The 21,820-nt window shown below is 72.0% G+C and carries 13 protein-coding genes; 8 read left to right on the top strand and 5 right to left on the bottom strand.

Annotated features, from left to right (window positions below; translation table 11 throughout):
• Positions 1-4 precede the first annotated feature (4 nt).
• The 3 genes from DB32_RS02155 to DB32_RS48995 form a co-directional block, all read right to left on the bottom strand.
• The gene (locus tag DB32_RS02155; protein WP_053230749.1) at positions 5-2,683 is read right to left on the bottom strand and encodes a TonB-dependent receptor domain-containing protein; all 2,679 of its coding nucleotides are present in this window, start codon (positions 2,681-2,683) and stop codon (positions 5-7) included.
• A gap of 101 nt (positions 2,684-2,784) precedes the next feature.
• Positions 2,785-5,529 (bottom strand): TonB-dependent receptor domain-containing protein, encoded by a 2,745-nt coding sequence (locus DB32_RS49865; protein WP_053230748.1) that lies wholly within the window; start codon positions 5,527-5,529, stop codon positions 2,785-2,787.
• Between the two features lie 235 nt (positions 5,530-5,764).
• Entirely contained in the window at positions 5,765-7,393 is a 1,629-nt protein-coding gene (locus DB32_RS48995; protein WP_240481149.1) for a serine/threonine protein kinase, read from the bottom strand.
• Positions 7,394-7,716: 323 nt separating this feature from the next.
• Between DB32_RS48995 and DB32_RS47885 the strand changes: the two genes are divergently transcribed.
• From DB32_RS47885 to DB32_RS02110, 7 genes are all read left to right on the top strand, one after another.
• A complete protein-coding gene (locus DB32_RS47885) occupies positions 7,717-8,409 on the top strand; it encodes a hypothetical protein (RefSeq protein ID WP_053230746.1) in 693 nt (230 codons plus the stop codon).
• Positions 8,388-10,292 (top strand): HEAT repeat domain-containing protein, encoded by a 1,905-nt coding sequence (locus tag DB32_RS02135; protein ID WP_053230745.1) that lies wholly within the window; start codon positions 8,388-8,390, stop codon positions 10,290-10,292. Before DB32_RS47885 ends, DB32_RS02135 begins: the two co-directional genes overlap by 22 nt.
• Positions 10,293-10,347: 55 nt before the next feature.
• Entirely contained in the window at positions 10,348-10,635 is a 288-nt protein-coding gene (xseB, locus tag DB32_RS47880) for an exodeoxyribonuclease VII small subunit (RefSeq protein ID WP_053230744.1), read from the top strand.
• Positions 10,632-11,669 carry a hypothetical protein gene (locus tag DB32_RS02125; protein WP_053230743.1) on the top strand — a complete coding sequence of 346 codons (1,038 nt, stop codon included), beginning with the start codon at positions 10,632-10,634 and terminating at the stop codon, positions 11,667-11,669. Before xseB ends, DB32_RS02125 begins: the two co-directional genes overlap by 4 nt.
• Before the next feature lie 29 nt (positions 11,670-11,698).
• Positions 11,699-12,013, top strand: a complete 315-nt coding sequence (locus DB32_RS02120) for a hypothetical protein (protein ID WP_169791300.1) — start codon at positions 11,699-11,701, stop codon at positions 12,011-12,013.
• 189 nt (positions 12,014-12,202) lie between these two features.
• Entirely contained in the window at positions 12,203-14,509 is a 2,307-nt protein-coding gene (locus DB32_RS02115; protein WP_053230741.1) for an OmpA family protein, read from the top strand.
• A gap of 169 nt (positions 14,510-14,678) precedes the next feature.
• A complete protein-coding gene (locus tag DB32_RS02110) occupies positions 14,679-15,740 on the top strand; it encodes a 1-aminocyclopropane-1-carboxylate deaminase/D-cysteine desulfhydrase (RefSeq protein WP_169791299.1) in 1,062 nt (353 codons plus the stop codon).
• Between the two features lie 3 nt (positions 15,741-15,743).
• On the opposite strand, the gene DB32_RS02105 is transcribed toward DB32_RS02110, so the two are convergent.
• The gene (locus DB32_RS02105; protein WP_053230739.1) at positions 15,744-16,877 is read right to left on the bottom strand and encodes a Kelch repeat-containing protein; all 1,134 of its coding nucleotides are present in this window, start codon (positions 16,875-16,877) and stop codon (positions 15,744-15,746) included.
• A 36-nt stretch (positions 16,878-16,913) separates the two neighbouring features.
• Positions 16,914-17,660 (bottom strand): AraC family transcriptional regulator, encoded by a 747-nt coding sequence (locus DB32_RS02100; protein ID WP_053230738.1) that lies wholly within the window; start codon positions 17,658-17,660, stop codon positions 16,914-16,916.
• A 554-nt stretch (positions 17,661-18,214) separates the two neighbouring features.
• On the opposite strand from DB32_RS02100, the gene DB32_RS02090 reads away from it, so the two are divergent.
• The gene (locus DB32_RS02090) at positions 18,215-21,820 is read left to right on the top strand and encodes an outer membrane protein assembly factor BamB family protein (protein WP_053230736.1); all 3,606 of its coding nucleotides are present in this window, start codon (positions 18,215-18,217) and stop codon (positions 21,818-21,820) included.

Here is a 21,820-nt window from a genome sequence, read left to right as displayed (position 1 = left end):
CTTCTCACATCCGGTAGGCGACGGTGAGCATGAAGCGCGCCGACAGCTCCTGACCGAAGGGATGCTGTCTGTGTCGGTTGTCGGTGATGTTGAATCCGACGATCCCGATGTCGAGATGGTCGTCGAGCATCCGATATCCGATGCGCGCGTTGATCAGGTAATAGGCCGGGAGATCGAATTCGCCGTACGCGACACCACCCCCGTCCTCGGTGGTGAAGACCTGCTCGAGCCAGCGCTGCTCGCTCGCGAAGTGGAAGTCGACGCTGATGTCGAGACCGAACTCCGAGCGATACTGGATGCCCGCATTGACGTGATGCGTGCTCGTGCGCGCTTCGTCGGCGCGGAACACGCCGCTCGCGGTCGCAGGAACGGTCGTGAACGTCTGGTTGATCGCGTAGTTCGCGTAGATGTCGAGGCCGGTGACGGGATAGATGCGCGTCATCGCCTCGCCGCCGACCACGTCGAAGATCGGCGGCTCGTTCTGGAAGGTGATCGTGCCGACCGGATAGCTCGCCGTGCCGCGCGAGTAGCTCTGCAGGAAATCACCCTGATCGACGCCACCCGAATAATCGGCGAGCCGGAACGGCTGGACCTGTGCGAGCGAGATCAGATTGCTCACACGGTTGTAGTAGACGTTGATCTCGAAATCGAGGAACTCGAACTCCTCGTTCCGGTAGCCCAGCTCCGCCGAGAGGATGTTCTCCGGCTGCAGCACGCCGCCGCGCGCGATCTCGGAGCCCTGTGCGATGACGTGCACGCCGGGGATCGGAGTGGGATTGCGGAGGTCGAGATACGACTCGAGGAACGTCGGAGTCCGGAACGCGGTGCCCACCGACGCACGGATCGTCGAGCGCTCGGACGGATGCACGAGCAGCGCGCCGCGCGGCGAGAACACCGGATCGGGCAGTAGCGGATGGAAGTCGGTGCGGAAGCTGCCGACGAGGCTGAGCCACTCGGTGAGCCGCATCGCGTCCTGGATGAACAGCGCGTAGTGGTTCTGCTCGTACGCCTGACCGAGGTAGTCCCACGCGACCGTCTTGCGTCGATAGCTCGCGCCGACGTGCAGGTTGTGGTGCACGAGCAGATCGAACTCCTGCGCGAACTCCGCCTCGACGTCGAACGTGCCCGAGACGAAGTCACCGCGCACCGGATCGCCGCCGCGCGGGACCGAGCTGAGCTGCGCCTGCGCGTCGAAGTGCGTGTAGAACGCGCGAATCGAGCCGTAGGGCGTCTCGATGCTGCCGAGCACGTGCGCGACCGGGCCGCGAGCGATGAAGTCGCGCAGCGGGCCGGTGCCCTGGAAGTTCTGCAGTCGATCGACGACACCGCCCTGCAGACTGACCTGCAGCTCGGGGATGATCCGATATCGCAGGCTCGCGTTCGCGAATCCGCCGGCGGTCGCGGCCGCGGGATCGCCGTACTCGTCGGGCGTGAAATAGTCGACGCGATCCGGGCCGACCTCGCGCGTGAATCGATGCGTCGTCAGGTACCCGGCCGCGATGCGATACGCGAGCCGCTCGATGCGGCCCGACGTCTGCGCGTGGCCCCACAACGTGTTGCCGTTGCCGCCCCCGACGATCGCCTCCGTCGAGGGCTCGCCCGGCGGGCGCGTGATGACGTTGACGATGCCACTGAACGAATTCGCGCCGTAGAGCGCCGACGCCGGGCCGCGGATGATCTCGATGCGCTCGACGTCCGAAGGACCGACCGGCAGCGTCATCCAGAGCGTCGCACCGAGCGTGTCGATGTACGTCGACCGTCCGTCGACGAGCACGAGCACTCGATTCGAGAGGCGCTGATTGAACCCGCGGATCCCGAGGTTCGAGTCGACCGGCGTCGTCGTCATCACGTCGACGCCCGCCGCGCGGCGCAGCACCTCGGGCAGGTTGTAGAGACCGCTCAGACGGATGTCCTGCCGCGAGATGACGGTCGTCGACGCCGGCGCGTCGAGCGGCGACTGCGCGAAGCGCGCTGCCGACACGACCGACTCTTCGTACACGTCCGCCTCGGCCTCGCGGATGGCGAGCGTGGGATCGACCGCGGGGTCCTGAGCGCCGCCACCGCCCCCGATCGCCTCGCCGCCGGCGCTCCCACCGCCGCCGCTCTCGACCACGACGCGCGCGCCGCTGCCCTCGCCCATGCGACCGCGCAGATCGACCGCGAGCGCGCGCAGCTGATCCGCGCGCCGCCGCAGCGCCTCGCTCTGGGTCGCTTCCGCGAGCGCCGCGATCTGCGTCGCCGAGTCCTCGAGCGCCTGGATCTCTTCGCTCGTCGCGAGCGGCCGACTCTCGCTCGAGGGCTCCGACGTCGACGCCGCGCCGGGCTCCGTCGTCTGTCGCGCGCGCTCGCGCGCTTCGACCGCTGCCTGCCGATCTCCGATCGCGACGAGGAACTGCTGCACTTCGCTGCGATCGGGCGGATCGGTCTCGAGATATCGCTCGAAGTAGTCGCGCGCCTCGTCGTAGCGCGCGCTCTCCGCGTACGCGCGAGCGATGTTGTAGAGCACGTTCGGGTGCGGGAGGATCTCGTAGGCCTCCTGCAGCGCCGCGACGCCCTCGTCGACACGACCTTCCGCGATGAGCGCCATGCCGCGACGGAAATGGGTGCGCGCCTCGGTTCGAACGTCTGCACGTGCGACCGAGCCGATCCCCAACGCACCGGTGAGCACCGTCGCGACGAGCATGGAGCAGCGGATTCGTTGACCGAGTGCGAGTGCCAAAGTGAGAGGCCCGAGTTGAGGCCCGCGCTCGTTCCCCTCCGAGCGCGGGCGATCGAAACGCCGGATCAGAAGCGAACGGTCACGGACCCGAGGAAGCGGCGGTCGATGGGCTGACCGAACGGATGCTCGCGGTGCCCGTCGTCGATCAGGTTGGTGCCGACGAACGCGAGCTCGAGCTGATCGTCGAAGAAGCGCCAGCCGACACGCGCGTTGAGCGTCGCGTACGCGGGCAGGTGGAAGCGGCGGAACGCGACGCCGCCGCGCTCGGGATCGAGCTCCTGCTCGACCCAGTACTGGTCGCTCTGCCACGAGAAATCGACCGACAGATCGAGCCCGAACGGCGAGCGGTACTGGATGCCCGCGTTGACCATGTGCGCGCTCGTGCGCTGGTCGTCGTGGAGCGGACCGGCCGCCCCGTCGTAACCGACGAACGGACTGGTCTCGTGGATCGCGTAGTTCGCGTAGATGTCGAGGCCCTGCACCGGGAAGACGCGGATACCGATCTCGCCACCGATCTGCTGGAACTGCTCGGGCTCGTTCGCCCACTCGAGCGCGGACAGCGGATAGGCCTGGTGCTCGGGGAAATAACGCGCGAGCGGATTGCCACCCTGGAAGTCGGCCAGTCGGAACTGCTGATTGCGAGTCAGCAGGATCTGGTCGAGCACGACGTTGTAATAACCGTTGAGCTCCAGGGCGAAGTACTCGGTCATCTGGTTCATGTAACCGAGCTCGACCGAGATCAGGCGCTCCGGGTTCAGCCGCTCGTTGCCGACACCGAACGCCATCACGCCGCGCAGCGGCGTGTTGTTCGGCACCTGCAGGTACGACTCGGCGAACGTGGGCGAGCGGAACGCCGCGCCGCCGGTCAGGCGGATCGACTGGCCGGGCGTCGGGTGCACGACGATCGAGCCGCGCGGCGAGACCTGCGGACCGGCGAGCGGGTGGAGGTCGCCGCGGATCGAGAGGACGACCTGGAGCACGTCGGAGAAGCGCAGCGTGTCCTGGAGGAAGAGCGCGCCGTGGTGCTGCGTCTGCACCTGATCGCGCAGCCACTCCCAGTCGACTTCCTTGAAGCGATAGGCCAGGCCGCCGATGAACTGGTTCTCGATGCCGAGGAGATCGAACGTCTGCGAGAACACGAGCTCCGCGTCGATGACGTCGGAGCGACGCACGCTCTGGTCCTGGATGAGGTCGAGACCGCCGGGGATCAGACCGATGTTGTTCACGTCGGTGTTGAAGCGGTTCCAGAACACGCGCGACGAGAGGCCCCACGGGGTCTCGAAGCTCGCGTAGGTCTGCGCGAACGTGACGTTCTGCGGGCGCAGCTGGCGAAGGCGGCTGACGCCCTGGAAGGTGAACTCGCCGGTCGAGATGCCCGAGCCGGCGCGCGCCGTGTAGCCGCCGTCGAAGCGGTAGCTGACGTCGCCCTGGAACGAGAGGCGCTCGTAGCCGAGGTTCGGATCGCGGCCCGAGGGAAGGATGTCGACGCGCTGGTCCGAGACCTCGCGCGCGAACTGATCCTCGCGCTGATAGCCGCCGGCGACGCGGAAGCGGAAGCGATCGGCGCGCGCGTACACGCCGCTGCGCACCATCAGCTGTCCGCCGGTGCCGAGGTTCGCGCTGACGTAGCTGCGACCTTCGCCGATCGGACGCGTGATGATGTTGATGATGCCGGTGACGGCGTCGGCGCCGTAGAGGGCCGACGCGGGACCACGGATGACCTCGATGCGCTCGATGTCCTCCATGTTGAGCGGCAACATCCCGAAGATCGTCGCGCCCAGGAAGTCGAGGTACACCGAGCGGCCGTCGATCAGCACGATGGTGCGGTTCGACAGACGCTGGTTGAGGCCGCGGATCGAGATCTGCGGATCACCCGGGTTGCTCTGCTGGATCGACACGCCGGCCGCGCGACGCAGCACGAGCGCGGGCGACTGCAGACCCGACAGGCGGATGTCCTGCGCGGTGATCGTCGTCGTCGAGTTGGGCGCATCGAGCGGCGACTGCGCTGCACGCGACGAGCTGACGACCGACTCTTCGTACGTGTCGCCCTGACGCTGCGCCCCGAGCTGCAGCGAGTCCTCGCCGTCCGGCTGCGTCTCGCCCTCGGCGAGCTGACCGCTGCCCTGGGTCGTGCTCGAGCCGCCGCTCTCGCCCGGCTCTTCGCCGGGCGACGTGCCCGGCACTTCGTTGGTGCCGTCGACGTCCGCGGCATCGCGGCGCGAGCGGAGCGTCTCGGCAAGCAAACGGAGACGCTCGGCGCGCTGGCGCAGCGCATCGCTCTGCGTCGCCTCGGCGAGCGCGGCGATCTGCGTCGCGGAGTCCTCGAGCGCCTGGATCTCCTCGGCGCTCGCGAGCGGTGCTTCGACCTGCGGCTGCGGCTCGGCGGTCGTCGGCTGTGATGGCTGCGCCGCGGCGACCGCGCGCTGCTGCTGCGAGTCGATGCGCTGGCGCAGCGCGGTCAGGAAGCTCACGACCTCGTCGCGATCGGCGGGATCGCTCTCGAGGTAGCGCTCGAAGTACTCGACCGCCTCCGCGTAGCGGCCCGCCTCGGCGTACGCGCGCGCGATGTTGTAGATGACGTTCGGGTGCGGGAGGATGTCGTACGCCTCCTGCAGCTGCGCGACGCCCTCGTCGATGTTGCCCTCGGCGATCATCGCCATGCCGCGGCGGAACATCGTGCGCGCTTCGGTGCGCACGTCGGCGTACGCGATGCTCGGATCCAACGCGGCGAGCGCCATGCCCGCGAGCAGCCCGGTCAGGAGCAGCGCGCCGACACGACGGCGCTTGTGATCGGCAGGAATGGGAACCATGAGTCGGGCGGCAGGCTCGCTCACCTGGGCACCTCCGTTCGCGCGCGCGTTCACGTCGTTCAAGCAGGACCTCGCTGCAGGCAGGTTTGCTGACCGGCAGGCGCGCAGACGGATGGATCCCTGGCCTCACGCGCAGCGGATGCCGCGCGGGCCGAGATCCCCCACCCCGTTTTCCGACCGGGTTGTACGAGCTCGACGGGCACGACCACCGACCGGGCGATGGTCGCGCGAGCCGTCAGTACGGATCCAGTTTGTATCCCTTGACCGGTCCCACAGGACCGTCGGTCCCCCCGCCCTCGGGGCGGCGCGGCGGCCGCGGACGGAAGGGCCGTCCGGCTGCCACCGCTTCCAGCTCCGCGCTCACCTCGAGCTCGTCGCCGGAGATCGTCCGAGTCACCGAGAAGTCGCGGTGGCCCTGGAGCTCGAAGCGGAACGTCACCTGTCGACCGCGCTCCGCGTCGGCGCCGGTCCACTCGACGTCCGCGGGCGTCGGGCCGTACTGGCGCGTGGCGCCGTCCGACGACTCGACGCTGACCATCGCGCCCGCCGGCGTGGAGCGCAGCGACACGAGGGTGTGCACGACCTGCGGCTGCGTCGGCGTCCCCACGCCGGTCGAGACCGAGGTGCCCGTGCCGGCGCCAGTGCCGGTCGGATCGGGTCGCTCGCCGGTCGGCAGCGGCGGCGGGACGGTCGTCGTGACGGCCGGCGTCTCGGTCTCCGGCGCGCCGCTGTTCATCGCGACGACGCCGACGCCGAGCAGCACCAGCACCGAGACCGCCGCGATCACGATCGGCAAGCGGCTCTTGGTCGGTTGCTCGACCGACGGCGGCGCGCCGAGCGCGCCCGGCGAGCTGCCGAGGGGCAGCGGCGTGCCGGTCGGCGTGAGCGAGGGCGTCGGCCCGCTGCCCGTCGCCGTCATCGAGAGCGGGTCGCCGCTGATCGCGACCGCGGCGAACGCGCCGGTCGCGTTCGGGATCGCGAACTCGCCGCTCAGCGACTGGTGCATCGAGAGCCCGCCGAGGCCCGCGTCGACGCTCACCTGCTTGAGCGCGACGAGCAGCTCGTCCATCGAGGCGAAGCGGTCTTCCGCCTTCTTCGCCATCGTCTTCATGACGATCTGCTCGAGGATCGGCGGGACGTGCACGTTCGGGTTGATCTCCCGCATCGCGGGAGGCGCCTCGTGCACGTGCGCCATGAGGATGTTGACCGAGTTGGGCCGATCGAACGGCACCTTCCCGGTGAGCATCTCGTACATGATCACGCCGAGCGCGTAGATGTCGGCGCGCCCGTCGACCCGCTCGCCGCGGATCTGCTCGGGCGACATGTACTTCGGCGAGCCCATGAAGAGGCCCGTCTGCGTGAGGTCCTCGCCCTTGTCCTCGAGGTTCTTCACGAGGCCGAAGTCGAGCACCTTCACGAAGTCGCTCTCGTCGCCGTGCTTGACGAGGTAGACGTTCGCCGGCTTGAGGTCGCGGTGGATGACGCCGAGCCCGTGCGCCTCGCGCAGCGAGCGGCACACCTGGCGCGCGATGTGGAGCGCGCGGCCCGCGTCCATCGGGCCCGCTTCGCGCAGCGCGCGATGGAGCGTCTTCCCCTCGAGGAGCTCCATCGCGATGTAATAGATGTCGTCGTCGGTGCGGCCGTAGTCGAAGATCGACACCGTGTTCGGGTGCGTGAGCTTCGCGGTCGTCGACGCTTCGAGGAAGAAGCGCTTGTGGAACTCGGGGTCGCTGTCGCCGGAGTAGTTCGGGTTCAGGACCTTGAGCGCGACCTCGCGGCCGAGCGGCGCCTGCTCGGCGCGGTAGACCTTGCCCATCCCGCCGCGCGCGATGAGCGAGACGATGCGGAAGCGATCATTGATCACGCGGCCGATCAGCGGATCCGGTCCCGACTGGGACGACGCCGATCGGCCGCCGGCTGCCGGCGCGCTGCCCGAAGCGTCAGCCGCCACACGCCCTCCCGGGCGTGCGCCGACTCGAGCTTCGCTTCGAGACGGATCGCACGATTGCACCCTCTGCGATCATTGATCCCTGGCTCTCCGATCCGTGTCAATGCCGGACTTCGAGCGACCGGTTCAGAGGGTACCCGAGATACACGAGCGGCGTCGAGAGTGTGTTTTCCGGCGTCCTGGAGGTCTTGCTAGGAGCGCGCGCGCACTGCAGTCTCGATCGACGGAGGTGGCGAGAAGTGTTGCCCCTTTACGTCGTGCTCGCGGGAACGATCGCGGGTGTCTCGATGGTCATCTGGTCGATCCGGCGCGCGCGTCAGCCGACGCTCCGCGAGGGCGCCACGCGCACCTCGATCGCCGAGCTCGCGCCAGGACGCTTCCGGGTGATCGGGCGGGTGATCCCGATCCGGACGACGCCGAGCGAGATCGACGGCGCGGCGTGCGTCTACGTGGAGCGCGCGCGCTACGCCGCGGTGGGCGGGGGCCTCGTACCGCTGATGCGCGAGGTCGACCACGGATGGTCCGCGCATCGCTTCTTCCTCGACGACGGCTCGGCGCGGCTGCTCGTCGATCCCGCGGAGGTGCTGATCGACTGCTCGACGGCGACCGGTGACGGCGGGCTCGTGGCGGAGCGCAGGCTGCGCGCGGGCGAGGAGATCGAGCTCGTCGCGCGCTTCCGCGCGGCGGATGGCGCGAGCACGCCGGACCTCGACGAGGGCCCGTACCGCGCCGCCGCGTCGTCGTGGGAAGCGGTCGCCGACGACGTCGGCCCGCCGCGCATCTCGTACCGCACCGAAGAAGGCATGGAGCGCGCGAGCCTCGACGAGATCAGCTCGTTCCTGCGCGGTGCAGGGGCCCTCATGATCGCGACCAGCTTGCTCTTCGGCGGCGTGATGCTCTGGCTTCACTGGTGGCTCGCGATCCCCGTCTGATCCTGATCGTCTCGCTCGTGATCTCGTGCGCGGCGAGCGCGCGCGGGTGGCTCGAGCGGCTGCCGATCGAGCGCGACGTGCGCGCGCTGGTGTCGAGCGATCGCGTGGCGCGGAGAGGAGCAGCGCGACGGCTCGGTCGCGAGGGCGCGCAGGAGCTCGCGGTCGACGCGCTGCTCGCCGCGCTGGAGCGCGAGACCGATCCCGACGTGCGCGCGGAGATCGTCGACGCGCTCGCGCGACGCCGCGATCCGCGGGCGATCGAGGCCCTGAGCGACAACGTGCTGCGGCTGCGCGACGAGGAGCGCGAGGCGCGGGTGCGGGCGCTCGCGGCGATCGATCTCCCGCTCGCGCGTCGCGCGCTCGCCGCGGCGCTCGGAGGGCCCGCGGCGGAGCTCGCGTCGGCGGGGCTGATCGAGCTCGGGGGCGTCGTGGTCGACGAGGTCGCCCGTTTGCTCGACGTGCCCGCGATCGCGCCGCGCGCGGCGATGGTGCTCGGGCGCATCGGAGATCGCAGCGGGGTCGAGGCGCTCCTCGCGCGCGCCCAGAGCGACGACGTCGACACACGCGTCGCGGTGATCGACGCGCTCGGGATCGCAGGGGACGAGCGCGCGAGCCCGGTCGTGCTCGCCGCGATCTCCGACGGCGATGCGCGCGTCGCGATCGCGGCGCTGCACGCGATCGCGCGGATCGGAGGGCGTCACGCGAGCGATGCGGTCGCGGCGCAGGTCGGGCGCGAGGAGGTCTCGATCGCGGCGATCGAGGCGCTCGCGGTGATCGATCCCGCGCGCGCCGCGCCGCTGCTCGACGAGGCGCTCGCGAGCCACACGCGCGAGGCCGCGTGGAGCGTGATGGTCGGCCTGCCCGACGTCGCGTTCGTGGCGCTGCTCGCGCGCGCCGCCGACGACGAGCGCACGCGCGGCGCAGCGTGTGATGCGCTCGCGCGGATCGCGGAGGGCGCGGGCGTCGAGGCGCTGCGCGCGATCGCGAGCCGGCACGAGGACGCGCACGCCGCGCTCGCGATCGCGCTGCGCCGATGGCGCGATCTCGAGGGCTCGACGCGCGAGAGCGCGCTCCGGGTGATCGCCGCGGGCGACGGAGATCGCGCGCTCCTGCTGCGCGCGGTCGCGCGAGACGGAAGCGCGCGCGCGGCGATCCGTGCCCGGCTCGCGAGCGATGACGCCGACGCCCGCGCGATCGCGGCGCGGGCGCTGGCGATGCTCGGCGACGGAGACGACGCGCTCACCCGAGCGATCGGGCGCGAGGACGACGCGGTCGCGCTCGAGATCGAGATCGCCGCCGCGGTCGCGCTCGGGATGCGGATACCCGCGCCTTCGCTCGCGTGGCTCGACGATCGTGAGCGCGCGGCCGCCGCGCTCCAGGCGCTGTCGATCGCCCCCGAGGCCGAGCTCGCGCGCGACGCGCGGGATCGACGCCGCGCGATGCTCGCGGCGCTGCGATCCGACGTGCCGCGGCTGCGCGCGGTCGCCGCGACGTCCCTCGCGCGCCGTGGAGACGAGCGCGCGCGCGTCGCGATCGCCGCGCTGCTCGAGGACGGCACGCCCGAGGTGCGCCTCGCCGCCGCGAGCGCGCTCGCACGCCTCGACGGAGGACGCGACGCGCAGGTGGTCCCCGCGATCGCGTCGCGCCTCGCGATCGAGCCCGAGCCGCGGGTCCGGCGCGCGCTGCTCGATGCGCTCCGCGGGGTCGACGCGAGCGCCACGGGCGCGACGTGCCTGCACGCGCGGCTCGATCGCGCGGCGGCGATCGACGTCGAGATCGTGCTCGCGGACGGCACGTGGCTCCGCGAGCGCACGCTGCCGAGCGGCGAGCTCGTCGTGTGCGACCTCGCCCACGCCGACGCCGACGTGCGGCTCGCGCCGTGAGGGCGAGAGAATCGTCGTTGACCCCGGGGCGCCCGCTCGTGCATCGTCGTTCGCCGTGACCGAGCCGGCGGAGCCCGCGTTCGAAGCGATCCTCGCGCGCCTCTCCGAGGTGGTCGGGGAGCTCGAGCGTGGCGATCTGCCGCTCGAGCGCTCGCTCGCGCTCTTCGAAGAGGGCGTGCGCCTCGCGCGCCTCGGTGGGACGCGCCTCGACGACGCGGAAGCGCGCGTCGAGGAGCTGCTCGCCGCGGGCGAAGCCGGCGTCCGCACGCGCCCGATCGATCCCCGGACGACGACGGCCGACGCGCCCACCGCGTCGCGCCCGCAGCAGAGAGAGCCCCGATGACCCAGGTCCTCCAGATCCCCACGCCGTTCGCCGACCTCAGCGAGCTCACCGAGAACTTCGCGCAGCGCGTCGACGAGGAGCGGCTGATGCTGCCCCACCTCGAGCCGATGCCCGAGGGCGAGTGGGTGCAGTTCACGGTGCTGCTCGGCGATGGGAACGTCGCGCTCGCCGGCGTGGGCCGCGTGCAGGGCTCGTTCGACAACGGCGAGGAGCACCCGCCGGAGTACCGCTACGACGTCGTGCTCGACTCGCTGCAGTTCGAGGGGATGCACGAGGTCATGTTCGAGCGCCTCCTGATGGCGCGTGCGTCGCTGGCGGGCGGCGAGCCGGTGACCGGCGAGGTGTCGGTCGAGGAGCTCGAGCGCGCCGCGGCGGTGCAGCCCGCGCCCGCGGCGAGCGAGCCCGAAGAGCCGGCGTGGCAGGACGACGCGCAGGACTGGCAGGCGCAGGCCGCGGCCGACGAGCCGTCGGAGCCCGAGCCGCAGGACTCGGGCACCGGCGAGGTCGACGTCGGCGAGCTCGCGGAGGTCGCGTCGTACGGCGATCACGCGGCCGAGCCCACGCCGACGCCCGCGCGCGCGTCGCAGCGCCCGCCCGCCGCGCCGTCGCAGCGCCCGCCCGCGAAGCGCCCGCCGACCGCGCCCTACCCGACGCGCGCGCGCGAGCCCGGCAAGCTGCCTTCGCCCCACTCGTTCGAGGGCCGCGCGCTCACGCGTCCGTCGCTCGAGCCGGTGTGGACGCCGACGCCCGCGGAGCGCCCCGACGCCGCGCAGTCGAGCGGGTACTTCGATTACCAGGGTGGCGTCCCGCGCCCCGCGCATCCGCCGCGCCCGGAGATCGACGCGTCGCAGCGGGTCGTGCCCGCGCCGCGTCCCGGCGCCCCGTGGGCCCGCGCCCAGGCGACGGTCGCGGCCGCGGCGGCCGCCGTCGCGATGTCGGTGGGTGAGCCCGCCGAGGCCGCGTTCGAGGAAGAAGAAGAAGAAGAAGTCTCGGCGCAGGTCGAGCTGCCGGACGGCGAGCGCGAAGAGTGGTGAGGGCCGGGCGCGCGCGCTATCCCTCGATGATGCGCGCGCGCCTCTTCGCGCTCCTCGCGTCGATGACGATCCTCGGGGTCTCGACCACCGCGCTCGCCGAGCCGGTCGTGGTCGTGCACGTGCGACGCCCGGGTAACGAAGTGGCCGACGCGGAGGTCGTGCTGCGCGACGCCGACGGCGTCATCGGCAGCTGCCGCACCACCGCCGGGACCTGCGAGATCCACGGCGTGCGGCCGGGGCGCGCCACGGTCAGCGCGCGCGACGATCAAGGCAACGAGACGCCCGGGCGGCCGGTGATGATCCCGCCCGACGGCAAGGTCTCGCTCTTCGTCGCCGTTCCCTGAGAGCCATCCGGGCGCGCTCGCGCGTCCATCGCTCGTGCGTTCGCGCATCGGCCTGAACCGCCGTTCAACGCGCGCGTCCGAACGATGGATTTCTGCGCGCTTGGCCACGACCCGACGACGGGCCGAAACCGTGATCTGCCCTTGTCAGCTGTGGTAGAACGCGGTCGCGCTCAGTCACAGGAGCACCGGATGCGACTTTCGACTTCACTCGCTCTTCTCTCCCTGCTCCTCTTCGCTCCAGCTTCGGCCCTGACACCCTCGGTCGCGCTCGCGCAGGAGTTCGACGAGTTCGACGAGGAGTTCGAGGAAGAAGAGCGCGAGGAGCAGCGGCGTCAGGCCCCGCCCCCCGCGGAAGACGAGAGCGAGCTCGAAGAGGACGACCTCGAGTCCGACGAGTTCGGCGAGGAAGGTGGCGAGGACGTCGAGGCGCCGCCGAGCGATCCGCCCCGCGCCACCGAGCCCACCGGATATCGCGGCCGCGGCGGCGATCTCATCCGCGATCGGCCGAGCGAGGAATGGCGTGATCGCCGCATCGTCCTCCACAACACGTGGGGCGGCTCGGTGGGCGGCATCCACGTCGTCGACGCCGGCTCGGGCCCGAGCGAGACGTTCCGCGTCCAGCTCCTCACCGACTTCTTCTTCGCCGACGGCTTCCTCAACTCGGGCGCGAACCACAGCCACATCGGCGGCTCGCTCTCGATCAGCTGGACGCCCTTCGACTTCATCGAGCTCTACGGCTCGCTCGCGAGCTACGCGAACTCGACCGACAACCCCGCGGAGAGCCCGCAGCTCTTCCAGGTGCTCGGCGACTCCGTGCTCGGCGTGAAGGGCTACTACGAGATCCTTCCGTTCCTCGTCGTCGGCGGCGACGTCTCGGCGCACCTGCTCAACACCGTCGGCGACATCGGCCTCGTCGGCGAGAGCACCAGCGTCGGCATCCGCGCGAACCTCGCGGCGGACCTTCGCGGCCTCGAGTCGCCCATCCCGCTGATCGCGCGCCTCAACCTCCAGTACTACTTCGACAACTCGGAGGCGCTGGTCGACGACGCCGAGCAGGCTCGTTACAACGGCCTCCCGACCGTCGGCCCCGACGCGCGCCTGCCCTACGAGGACGAGACGCGCCAGCTGCTGACGCGCTTCGAGCGCTACTCGCTCGACATCAACCGCACGGACTTCTTCGACGTCGCGATCGGCCTCGAGGCGCCGTTCACGGTGATGCAGGACTTCACCATCAGCCCGATCCTCGAGTGGGTCCTGCGCGTGCCGGTGAACCGCCAGGGCTACAACTGCCTCTACGTGCCCGACCCGATCACCGGCGATCCGATCGCGGGTGACGACGGCTGCCTCGAGCGCCAGGGCTTCGACGCGTTCCCGAGCACGCTGACGATCGGCGTGCGCGTGATGCCGCCCTTCCGTGGTCTCTCGATCACGGCCGCGGTCGACATCGGCACGACCGGCATGTCGACGTTCGTGCGCGAGCTCTCGGGCAACGCGCCGTACGACGTGATCCTCGGGCTCGGCTACGCGTTCGACGCGATGCCGCGCATCCAAACCGTCGAGCGCGAGGTCGAGCGCCGCATCGAGGTCACCACGCCGCCGCCCGCGCGCGGTCGCGTGATCGGCAGCGTCGTCGAGGCGGGCACCACCACCCCGGTCGCGAACGCGACGGTGACGTACGTCGGTCGCGAGCTCACGCCGCAGTCGACGTCGGCGGACGGACGCTTCGTGAGCTACGAGCTCGAGCCGGGCGAGGTCGTCGTCGACCTCACGCACCCCGAGTACAACGCGGGTCGCTGCAGCGCGACGATCGCCGCCGAGGGCGGTGACGTCGAGGTCCGCTGCGAGCTCCAGCCGCTGCCGCGCCTCGGCGACGTGCGCGGCACGCTGCGCAGCGACACCGGCACGCCGGTCGTCGGCGCGAACGTGCAGGTCACCGGACCGCAGGCGTTCAGCGTCTCGAGCGACGCGAGCGGCGGCTTCGCGCGCCAGGGCCTGCCGCCCGGCACGTACACCGCGCGTGTCGACGCCGAGGGCTACCTCATCACGCAGGAGACCTTCGAGGTCCGCCCGCGCGAGACCGCGGCCCCCGAGATCACCGTCATCGCGCGCCCGCGCCGCTCGCTCGTCGACGTCCGCGCGCGCGAGATCATCATCCGCCGTCAGGTGAACTTCGCGACCGACAGCGCGGAGATCCTGCCCGACAGCGCGCCGCTGCTCAGCGAGATCGCGGACGCGCTGCTGCGCAACCCCGCGATCCGCCGCGTCGAGATCCAGGGCCACACCGACAGCAACGGCGACGACGCGCACAACATGGACCTCTCGCAGCGTCGCGCGGAGGCGGTGCGCACGTGGCTCATCGGGCTCGGCGTCGAGGCGGATCGCCTGACGGCGCAGGGCTACGGCGAGACGCGCCCGCTGGTGCCGAACATCACGGCGGCGAACCGCGCGCGCAACCGCCGCGTGCAGTTCATCATCTCGGATCGCGCCGCCGAGTGAGCTGAGCGCCTGCAGGAGTGCTCGTCCCGCAGGTCCCGGACGGGGACCGGCGGGCGAGCCGATGTTCGAGACGCGCATGCACGACCGAGAGGCCGGTCCCGCAAGGGGCCGGCCTCTTTCGTTTTTCACGCGTGCGTGGATCGACGCGTCGAGTACGATGGCCGCGCGGATGACCTTGCTCGTCGAACGGTGGCCTCGCCTCTCCGCGATCCCCCACGTCGACCTCGGCACCTCGCCCACCCCGCTCGAGCGCATGGCGAAGCTCTCGTCGGTCGCGGGCGCCGAGGTCTGGTGCAAGCGCGACGACCTCACCGGCACGCTCTACGGCGGCAACAAGGTGCGCAAGCTCGAGTTCCTGCTCGCGCAGGCCGCGGCCGAGGGCGCCGACACGATCCTCACCACCGGCGCGGCGGGCTCGCACCACGTGCTCGCGACCACGCTGTACGGCCGGCGTCGCGGCTTCGAGGTGCACGCGGTCGTGATGCCGCAGGTGCGCAACCCGCACGTCGAGGAGAACCTGCGCGCCGATCTGAAGGGCGGCGCGATCCTCCACCCGTTCTCGGGCTACGCGATGTTCCCCGCGGCGATGGCGGGTGTCGCCGCGAAGCTCAAGGTGCAGAAGAAGCGCGTCTTCGTGATCGGTCCCGGCGGGAGCGACGCGACGGGCGTGCTCGGCTACGTCGAGGCGGGGCTCGAGATCGCACGGCAGCTCCTCGACCTCCCGGGGCGCGAGCCCGACGCGATCTACGTCCCGCTCGGCAGCGGCGGCACCGCGGCGGGGCTCGCGGTCGGGCTCGCGGCAGCGGGCGTGATGGCGGAGATCGTCGCGGTGCGCGTGACGCCGCGGCACCTGCTCAACAAGCCGGTGCTCGCGACGCTCACCCGCGGTCTCGTGCAGCGCCTGCGCGAGCACACCGACCGTTTCCCCGGGGTCGGCGAGATCGCGATGAAGAACCTGACGATCGAGGAGGGCTTCCTCGGCGAGGGCTACGGCTACGCGACGGGCGCCGGGCGCGAGGCCGGGCGCGTGGCCGCGGAGACCGAGGGCCTGACCCTCGATCCCGCGTACACCAGCAAGACGCTCGCGGCGCTCCTCGCGCACGCACGCGGCCCGCGCAAGGGCCAGCGCCTCCTGTACGTCCACACGCTGTCGAGCGCGCCGATCGAGCCGCTGGTCGAGGGCGCGCCGCCGCTGTCGCGGGCGCTCACGAAGCTGATGACCGAGCCCTGATCGTCACGGGCTCGCCAGCGCGTCGAGCGCGGCGCTGTACACGTCGCTCGACGACGCCTGGCCGAGCCCTTCCGCGCGGCGGCCACCGACGCTGTAGATGCGGCCTCCGAACGACGGGGTCTGGTGCACGTGGGCGCGCGGGTACGGCAGGGGCGCGAGCTCCTCGATCGGCGCGACGTGACCGCTCGCGTCGAACGCCACACGCACGATGCGATCGGTCGGGCCTTCGCCGATGCCGCCGCCGATCATCACCAGCGCGTCCTCGCTCACGATCGACGACGCGGTCCACGCCGGCTCCGCGAGCGCGCCGACGTCCTCCCACGCGCCGAGCACGCCGCCTTCGCCGATCGGCGCGCGCAGCACGCTCGTCGCGGGCGCCGGCGGGCCCGCGAACCCGGCCGCGACGTACAAGTGCCCGTCGCGCACCTCGAGCACGTGATGGCTGCGCTCGGCGGGCAACGCGATCTCGTCGCGCGCGTCGTCGATCACGCCGCCCGCGATGCGCAGCGAGCGCACCGCGGTGTGCGACGACGCCGCGCCCGCGCCTCCGCCGACCAGATACAGGCGCTCGCCCGCGATCACCGCCGCGCCGTGCAGCGTCGCCGTCGCGATCGCCTCGAGCCCCTGCCACGGCCCGACGTGGCCTTCGTGGTCGACGCTCGACCACATCACGAACGGGATCCATCCGAGCGATCCGTCGTCGCGCGTGCTGAGGCCTCCGGCGAGCACGATCGTGCTCCCGCTCGTCGCGATCATGTGGAACGCGAGCGGCGCCGGGAGCACGCGCTCGAGCTCCCACGCGCCGAGCGCTCCGTCGTCGCCGATCCGCGCGCGGTGGATCGTGTCGTGGATCGCGAGCGGTCGTCCGCTCGAGTCCGCCGTCATGCCGCCGAGCACGTAGAGGTACGCGCCCGCCGCGGTCTCCACGATCGCCGTCGCGTGGTGATCGACGCCCGTCGGGAACGACGGCTCGCGACGCCACGGCGCGGGCAGCGCGGGCAGCGGCGGGCCCGCGTCTTCGGGCTGCGGCGACGCGTCGGGCTCGACGTCGGAGCGCGCGTCGGACGACGCGTCGATCGGCGCGGGCGGCGTGCTGCACGCGACCAGCAGGAGCAGGGCGAGCGATGAAGTGCGCATGACGCGAAGCCGTGACGCTCCGCGACGCGCGTCGCATCACGGCGATTGCCGCGCTCGTTCCGCGCGTTGCTCTTCTCGCCACGCCGTCGGGCTCGTCGCGAAGCGCGCGCGGAACGCCTCGCTCAGCCGCCCCGCCGAGCTGAAGCCGCACGCGAACGCGATCTCCGCGATCGAGCGATCCGTCACGCGCAGCAACACCGCGGCGCGCTCGGCGCGGAGCCGTCGCACGTAGGCCATCGGCGCGAGGCCGATGTCGCGCCGGAACGAGCGCGCGAAGTGGTGGCGGCTCATCCGCGCGCGACGCGCGAGCTCGGCGAGCGTCACCGGCGCCGCGGGATCGTGCGCGACCGAGCGCGCCACCCGGAGCACACGCTCGTCCACCGACGCGCCGAGCGGCGTCGCGAGCGTCCTCGTCGCGTCGACGAGCGCACGCGCGGCGCGCTCGAGCTCGCGGCGCGACGCGGTGGGCGGCGGGAACGCGCGGAGCACGCTCGCGACCTCGCCCTCGCGCGGATAGACGCCGCTGGTGAGCGCGACGCGCGGCGACGCGAAGAGGTGCAGCACGTGGCTCGTGACCTCGTCGTCGAGGGTCCAGCTCGAGTGCGGCGTGCCCGGCGCGATCACCGAGAAGCAGTCGGCGTCGAGGCACTGGGGCGCGCCGTCGACCGTCGCGGCGATGCGGCCGCTGGTCACCCACACGATCTCGATCGTCGGATGCGCGGCGTCCTGTGGACCTCGCTGGAACGGCGCGATGGTGCGCGCGCTGTAGCTCGAGACCAGCATGGCGTCGCGAGCGTAGCAGTGACGCCGTCCGGTGACGTCACCACGGGAGTGCCGGTCGCGAAACCGGCGGTCCTGGGCGGGTACCGCCGAATCCCGAGGAGCTGCGCGCACATCCGCGCGGCTCGCGCGGTCGGCCCGGGTGCCGACGAAGTCGCTCCAGGTCGGAGCCAACTCGCTCCAGGTCGGAGCCAACTCGCTCCAGGTCGGAGCCAAGTCGCTCCAGGTCGGGATCACGAAGCTCGAACTCGTACACGCGAAGCTCCAGGTCGGAGCCAACTCGCTCCAGGTCGGGATCACGAAGCTCCAACTCGTACACGCGAAGCTCCAGGTCGTACGCGCGAAGCTCCACCTCGTACACGCGAAGCTCCAACTCGTACACGCGAAGCTCCCACTCGTACACGCGAAGGTTCACCTCGGGCACGCGAAGCTCCCACTCGGGCACGCGAAGCTCCGGGGCCCGCGCACGTCGCTCGCGCTTCGAGTCTTTCGTCTCCGACGCCCAAGGCGGTCACGGCGCGCTCGGTCGCACGCACTCGACAGGCGGAGGGGCCGTCATGGACCGAGGAACGTCGGGCGTCGCGCGCGGTGCACATCGCGCGCGCGGAGGGATGTGTGTCGTCGCGATCGCGCTGATCGCGTGCGGATGTGGCGCCGGGCAGGACGCGCAGCCAGCGTCACCGCCACGCGCGCCGAGCGCCGCGCCCGCGATGCCGATCGCGCCGCCGATCGCGATCGCGCCACCGCCCGCGCCGCGTGATCTCGACGGCGCCGCCGCGCGCCCGCCCGAGCCGACGATCCCCGCCGACACCACCCCGCTCGCGGCGCGCTTCACGCCGCGACCGCTCGCGATCCCGCAGGTCCGCAGCGGACGCAGCGCGCGCTTCACGTTCGACGGACAGCGGCGCGGATGGTTCGCGCGGCTGCCCGAAGCGACGCGCGAGAACCCGCTGACGCCGGTCTACGCGCAGGGCCGCGTGATGCTGGGCGGAGGCTTCACGAGCCACACGTTCTACGCGTTCGACGCGCGCACCGGCGAGCTCGACTGGCGCGCGGCCGCGCCCGACGGCGGGCCCACCGCGGCGATCGCGCTCGACGGCAAGGTGCTGTTCAACACCGAGAGCTGCACGCTGTTCGTCGTCGACGCGCGCACCGGAAGGCAGCGCTGGTCGCGCTGGCTCGGCGATCCCCTGATGAGCCAGCCCGCCGCCGCGAACGGTCGCGTGTTCAGCGGGCACGTGCGCGACGAGGGCGGCTACGGGTTCACCGCGATGGACCTCGACACCGGGCGCGTGCTGTGGACGCGCAACGTGCCCGCCGACGTGCTCAACGCGCCGGTGCTCGACGGCACCGACGTGTTCTTCACCACGATGGACGGCACGGTGTGGCGCCTCGATCAGCGCACCGGTCGCGTGGTGTGGCGAGAGCGTCTCGACGCGACGAGCGCGCCCTGGCTCCACGGCGAGACGGTGCACGTCGCGCGTCGCGCGCGGCGGCAGAACGAGTCGGGCGCGCGCGAGACGATCGAGGTCGCGACGGTGCTCGCGAAGAGCGACGGCTCGACGATGCGCGAGCACGACGGCGCGCCCGCGTCGTTCCTGCCTCCGCGCCCCGACAGCGGCGGGGTGCAGGCGGGATGGGCGTTCGAGGGATCGCGCCCGACGATCGTCGACGGCCGCGCGTACCAGACGATCGGCAACGAGGTGCAGGCGCGCGACGCCGAGACCGGCGCGCTCCTGTGGCGTCGCCAGTACACCGACGCGGCGCGCACGCGCCCTGCGAGCTCCCCGGCGATCGCGGGCGCGCAGATGGTGTTCGGCACGCGCGACGGCGTGCTCTTCGGGCTCGACATCGACACCGGCATGACCGCGTGGGCGTACGACGTGGGCGAGCCGATCGCGGCGCAGCCGACGGTCGCGCACGGCTGGGTGTACGCGAGCACGACGCGCGGCGGGGTCGTCGCGCTCGAGGTGGGCGACGACACGCTCGACGGCTGGCACATGTGGGGCGGCAACGCGCAGCACACGGGCGCGGTGGTCGGCGACGTCGCGCCGGTGGAGGCGGACGAGCGACCGAGCGAGGGCACGCTGCGCCTCGCGGGCAACGCGCGCGTGGGCGAGGTCGCGGGGTTCGTGCTGCAGTCGACGCGCGTGTCGGCGCGGGTGAGCGGGTTCGTCGCGCGGGTGAGCGTCGAGCAGGAGTTCGCGAACCCGTACGCGCGCGCGGTGGAAGCGGTGTACTTGTTCCCGCTGCCCGAGAGCGCGGCGGTCGACGCGATGGAGCTGCGCGCCGGTGATCGTGTGGTGCACGCCGACATCCGCCGTCGTCACGAGGCGCGCGAGGCGTACGACGACGCGCGCCGTCGCGGCGTGCTCGCGAGCTTGCTCGAGCAGGAGCGACCGAACCTCTTCCGTCAGAGCGTCGCGAACGTGCAGCCCGGCCAGACGGTGCGGGTGGTGCTCCAGTACACGCAGGCGATGCCCTACGAAGAGGGCTCGCACCGATTCGTGTACCCGATGGTCGCGGGCCCTCGGTATTCATCCGGTGAATCATCGACGCCGCGCCAGATCGTGCTCGCGCCCGGCGAAGCGCGGCCCGATCGCGTCGAGGTCGCGATCGACGCGGACCTCGGGGTCGCGGTGTCGGAGGTCGAGTCGCCGACCCACGCGATCGACGTGACGCGCTCGAACGATCAGCGGGTGCGGGTCTCGCTGCGCGAGGCGGCGCGCGCGGATCGCGATCTCGAGGTGCGCTTCCGGGTCGCGGGCACGGCGCCCACGGTGTCGACGATGGCGAGCGCGCCGATCGAAGGTGACGCAGGGCACCTCGCGCTCTCGATCCATCCGCGCCTCGACGTGCCCGAGGGCGAGACCACGCCGCGCGAGCTCGTGTTCGTGGTGGACACCTCGAGCTCGATGAACGGACGACCGATCGAGCTCGCGCGCGCCGCGACGATCACCGCGCTGCGCGGGCTGCGTGCGAGCGACACGTTCCGCGTGCTCGGGTTCTCCGACGCAGTGCGCGCCTTCGATGCGGGCGCGCTTCCCGCGACGCCTGAGAACGTCGCGCGCGCCGAGCAGTTCGTCGGCGAGCTGCGCGCGCTCGGCGCGACCGAGATGATCTCGGGGCTGCGCGCCGCGCTCGAGCCCGCGGGCGAAGCGGGGCGGATGCGCATCTTGGTGCTGCTGACCGACGGGTACATCGGGAACGAGACCGACGTCTTCCGCGCGGTGCACGACGAGCTCGGCGATGCGCGCGTGTTCGCGTTCGGCGTGGGGAGCGCAGTGAATCGCTATCTGCTGGCGCGCGTCGCGGAGGAAGGGCGCGGCGACGTGCAGGTGGTGTTGCCGAGCGAGTCGCCGGAGCGCGCGGCGGAGGTGTTCCACGCGCGCATCGCGCGGCCGTACCTCACCGACGTGTCGATCGACTGGAGCGGGCTCGCGGTGAGCGACGCGTACCCGCGCCGGCTGCCCGATCTGTTCGCGGATCGCCCGCTGCGCGTGCACGCACGGTATGCGCGCGGCGGCGAGGGCGAGATCGTGATCCGCGGTCGCGTCGCGGGGCGCCCGTTCGAGCAGCGAGTGCGCGTGTCGCTCCCGGCGAGCGGCGGTGATGCGCGCGAGGAGCTGGGATCGATCTGGGCGCGCACGCGCGTCGGCGATCTGATGACCGCGCTCGAGCTCGCGCCGAACGCGACGCTGCAGGAAGAGGTCACGCAGCTCGGGCTGCGCCACCACCTGCTCACGCCGTGGACCGCGTTCGTCGCGATCGACGAGAGCCAGCGCGTCGAGGGCGAGGCGCTGCGCGTGGAGCAGCCGAGCGAGGTGCCGTCGGGGATGGTCGCGACCGAGCGCGCGATGCGCGGCCGCACCGTGAGCATCGCGCCGCCGGCGCGCCCCTCGGCGAGCGGAAGCGCGAGCTCGGGCTACGGGCGGATGCTGGGCGGCGCGCTCGCCGCGGAGGAGTACGACGCGCCCGCGGCAGCGCCCCAGCCGAGCCCGCCGCCGGTCGCGCGGAGCGAAGCGCGCCGCCGCGACACGCGCGGCGGCGGTGCGGGCATGTGCATGGAGCAGGCGCGCCGCGCCGACGGGACGATCGACGAGGACGCGCTGCGGCGCTGCCTCGCCGCGATCGCCGAGAGCGCGCGGCTGCACGAGGAGTGA

The organism is Sandaracinus amylolyticus (assembly GCF_000737325.1).
GTDB classification, from domain to species: Bacteria; Myxococcota_A; Polyangia; order Polyangiales; family Sandaracinaceae; genus Sandaracinus; species Sandaracinus amylolyticus.
This window is presented reverse-complemented; position numbering and strand designations above follow the sequence as displayed.

Bases quoted from the DNA above. Each gene is read 5' to 3' on its own strand.
- DB32_RS02155 (WP_053230749.1), bottom strand. From the start codon at position 2,683: ATGCTCGTCGCGACGGTGCTCACCGGTGCGTTGGGGATCGGCTCGGTC.
- DB32_RS49865 (WP_053230748.1), bottom strand. From the start codon at position 5,529: ATGGTTCCCATTCCTGCCGATCACAAGCGCCGTCGTGTCGGCGCGCTG.
- DB32_RS02125 (WP_053230743.1), top strand. From the start codon at position 10,632: ATGACCCAGGTCCTCCAGATCCCCACGCCGTTCGCCGACCTCAGCGAG.
- DB32_RS02120 (WP_169791300.1), top strand. From the start codon at position 11,699: ATGCGCGCGCGCCTCTTCGCGCTCCTCGCGTCGATGACGATCCTCGGG.
- DB32_RS02115 (WP_053230741.1), top strand. From the start codon at position 12,203: ATGCGACTTTCGACTTCACTCGCTCTTCTCTCCCTGCTCCTCTTCGCT.
- DB32_RS02110 (WP_169791299.1), top strand. From the start codon at position 14,679: ATGACCTTGCTCGTCGAACGGTGGCCTCGCCTCTCCGCGATCCCCCAC.
- DB32_RS02105 (WP_053230739.1), bottom strand. From the start codon at position 16,877: ATGCGCACTTCATCGCTCGCCCTGCTCCTGCTGGTCGCGTGCAGCACG.
- DB32_RS02100 (WP_053230738.1), bottom strand. From the start codon at position 17,660: ATGCTGGTCTCGAGCTACAGCGCGCGCACCATCGCGCCGTTCCAGCGA.
- DB32_RS02090 (WP_053230736.1), top strand. From the start codon at position 18,215: ATGGACCGAGGAACGTCGGGCGTCGCGCGCGGTGCACATCGCGCGCGC.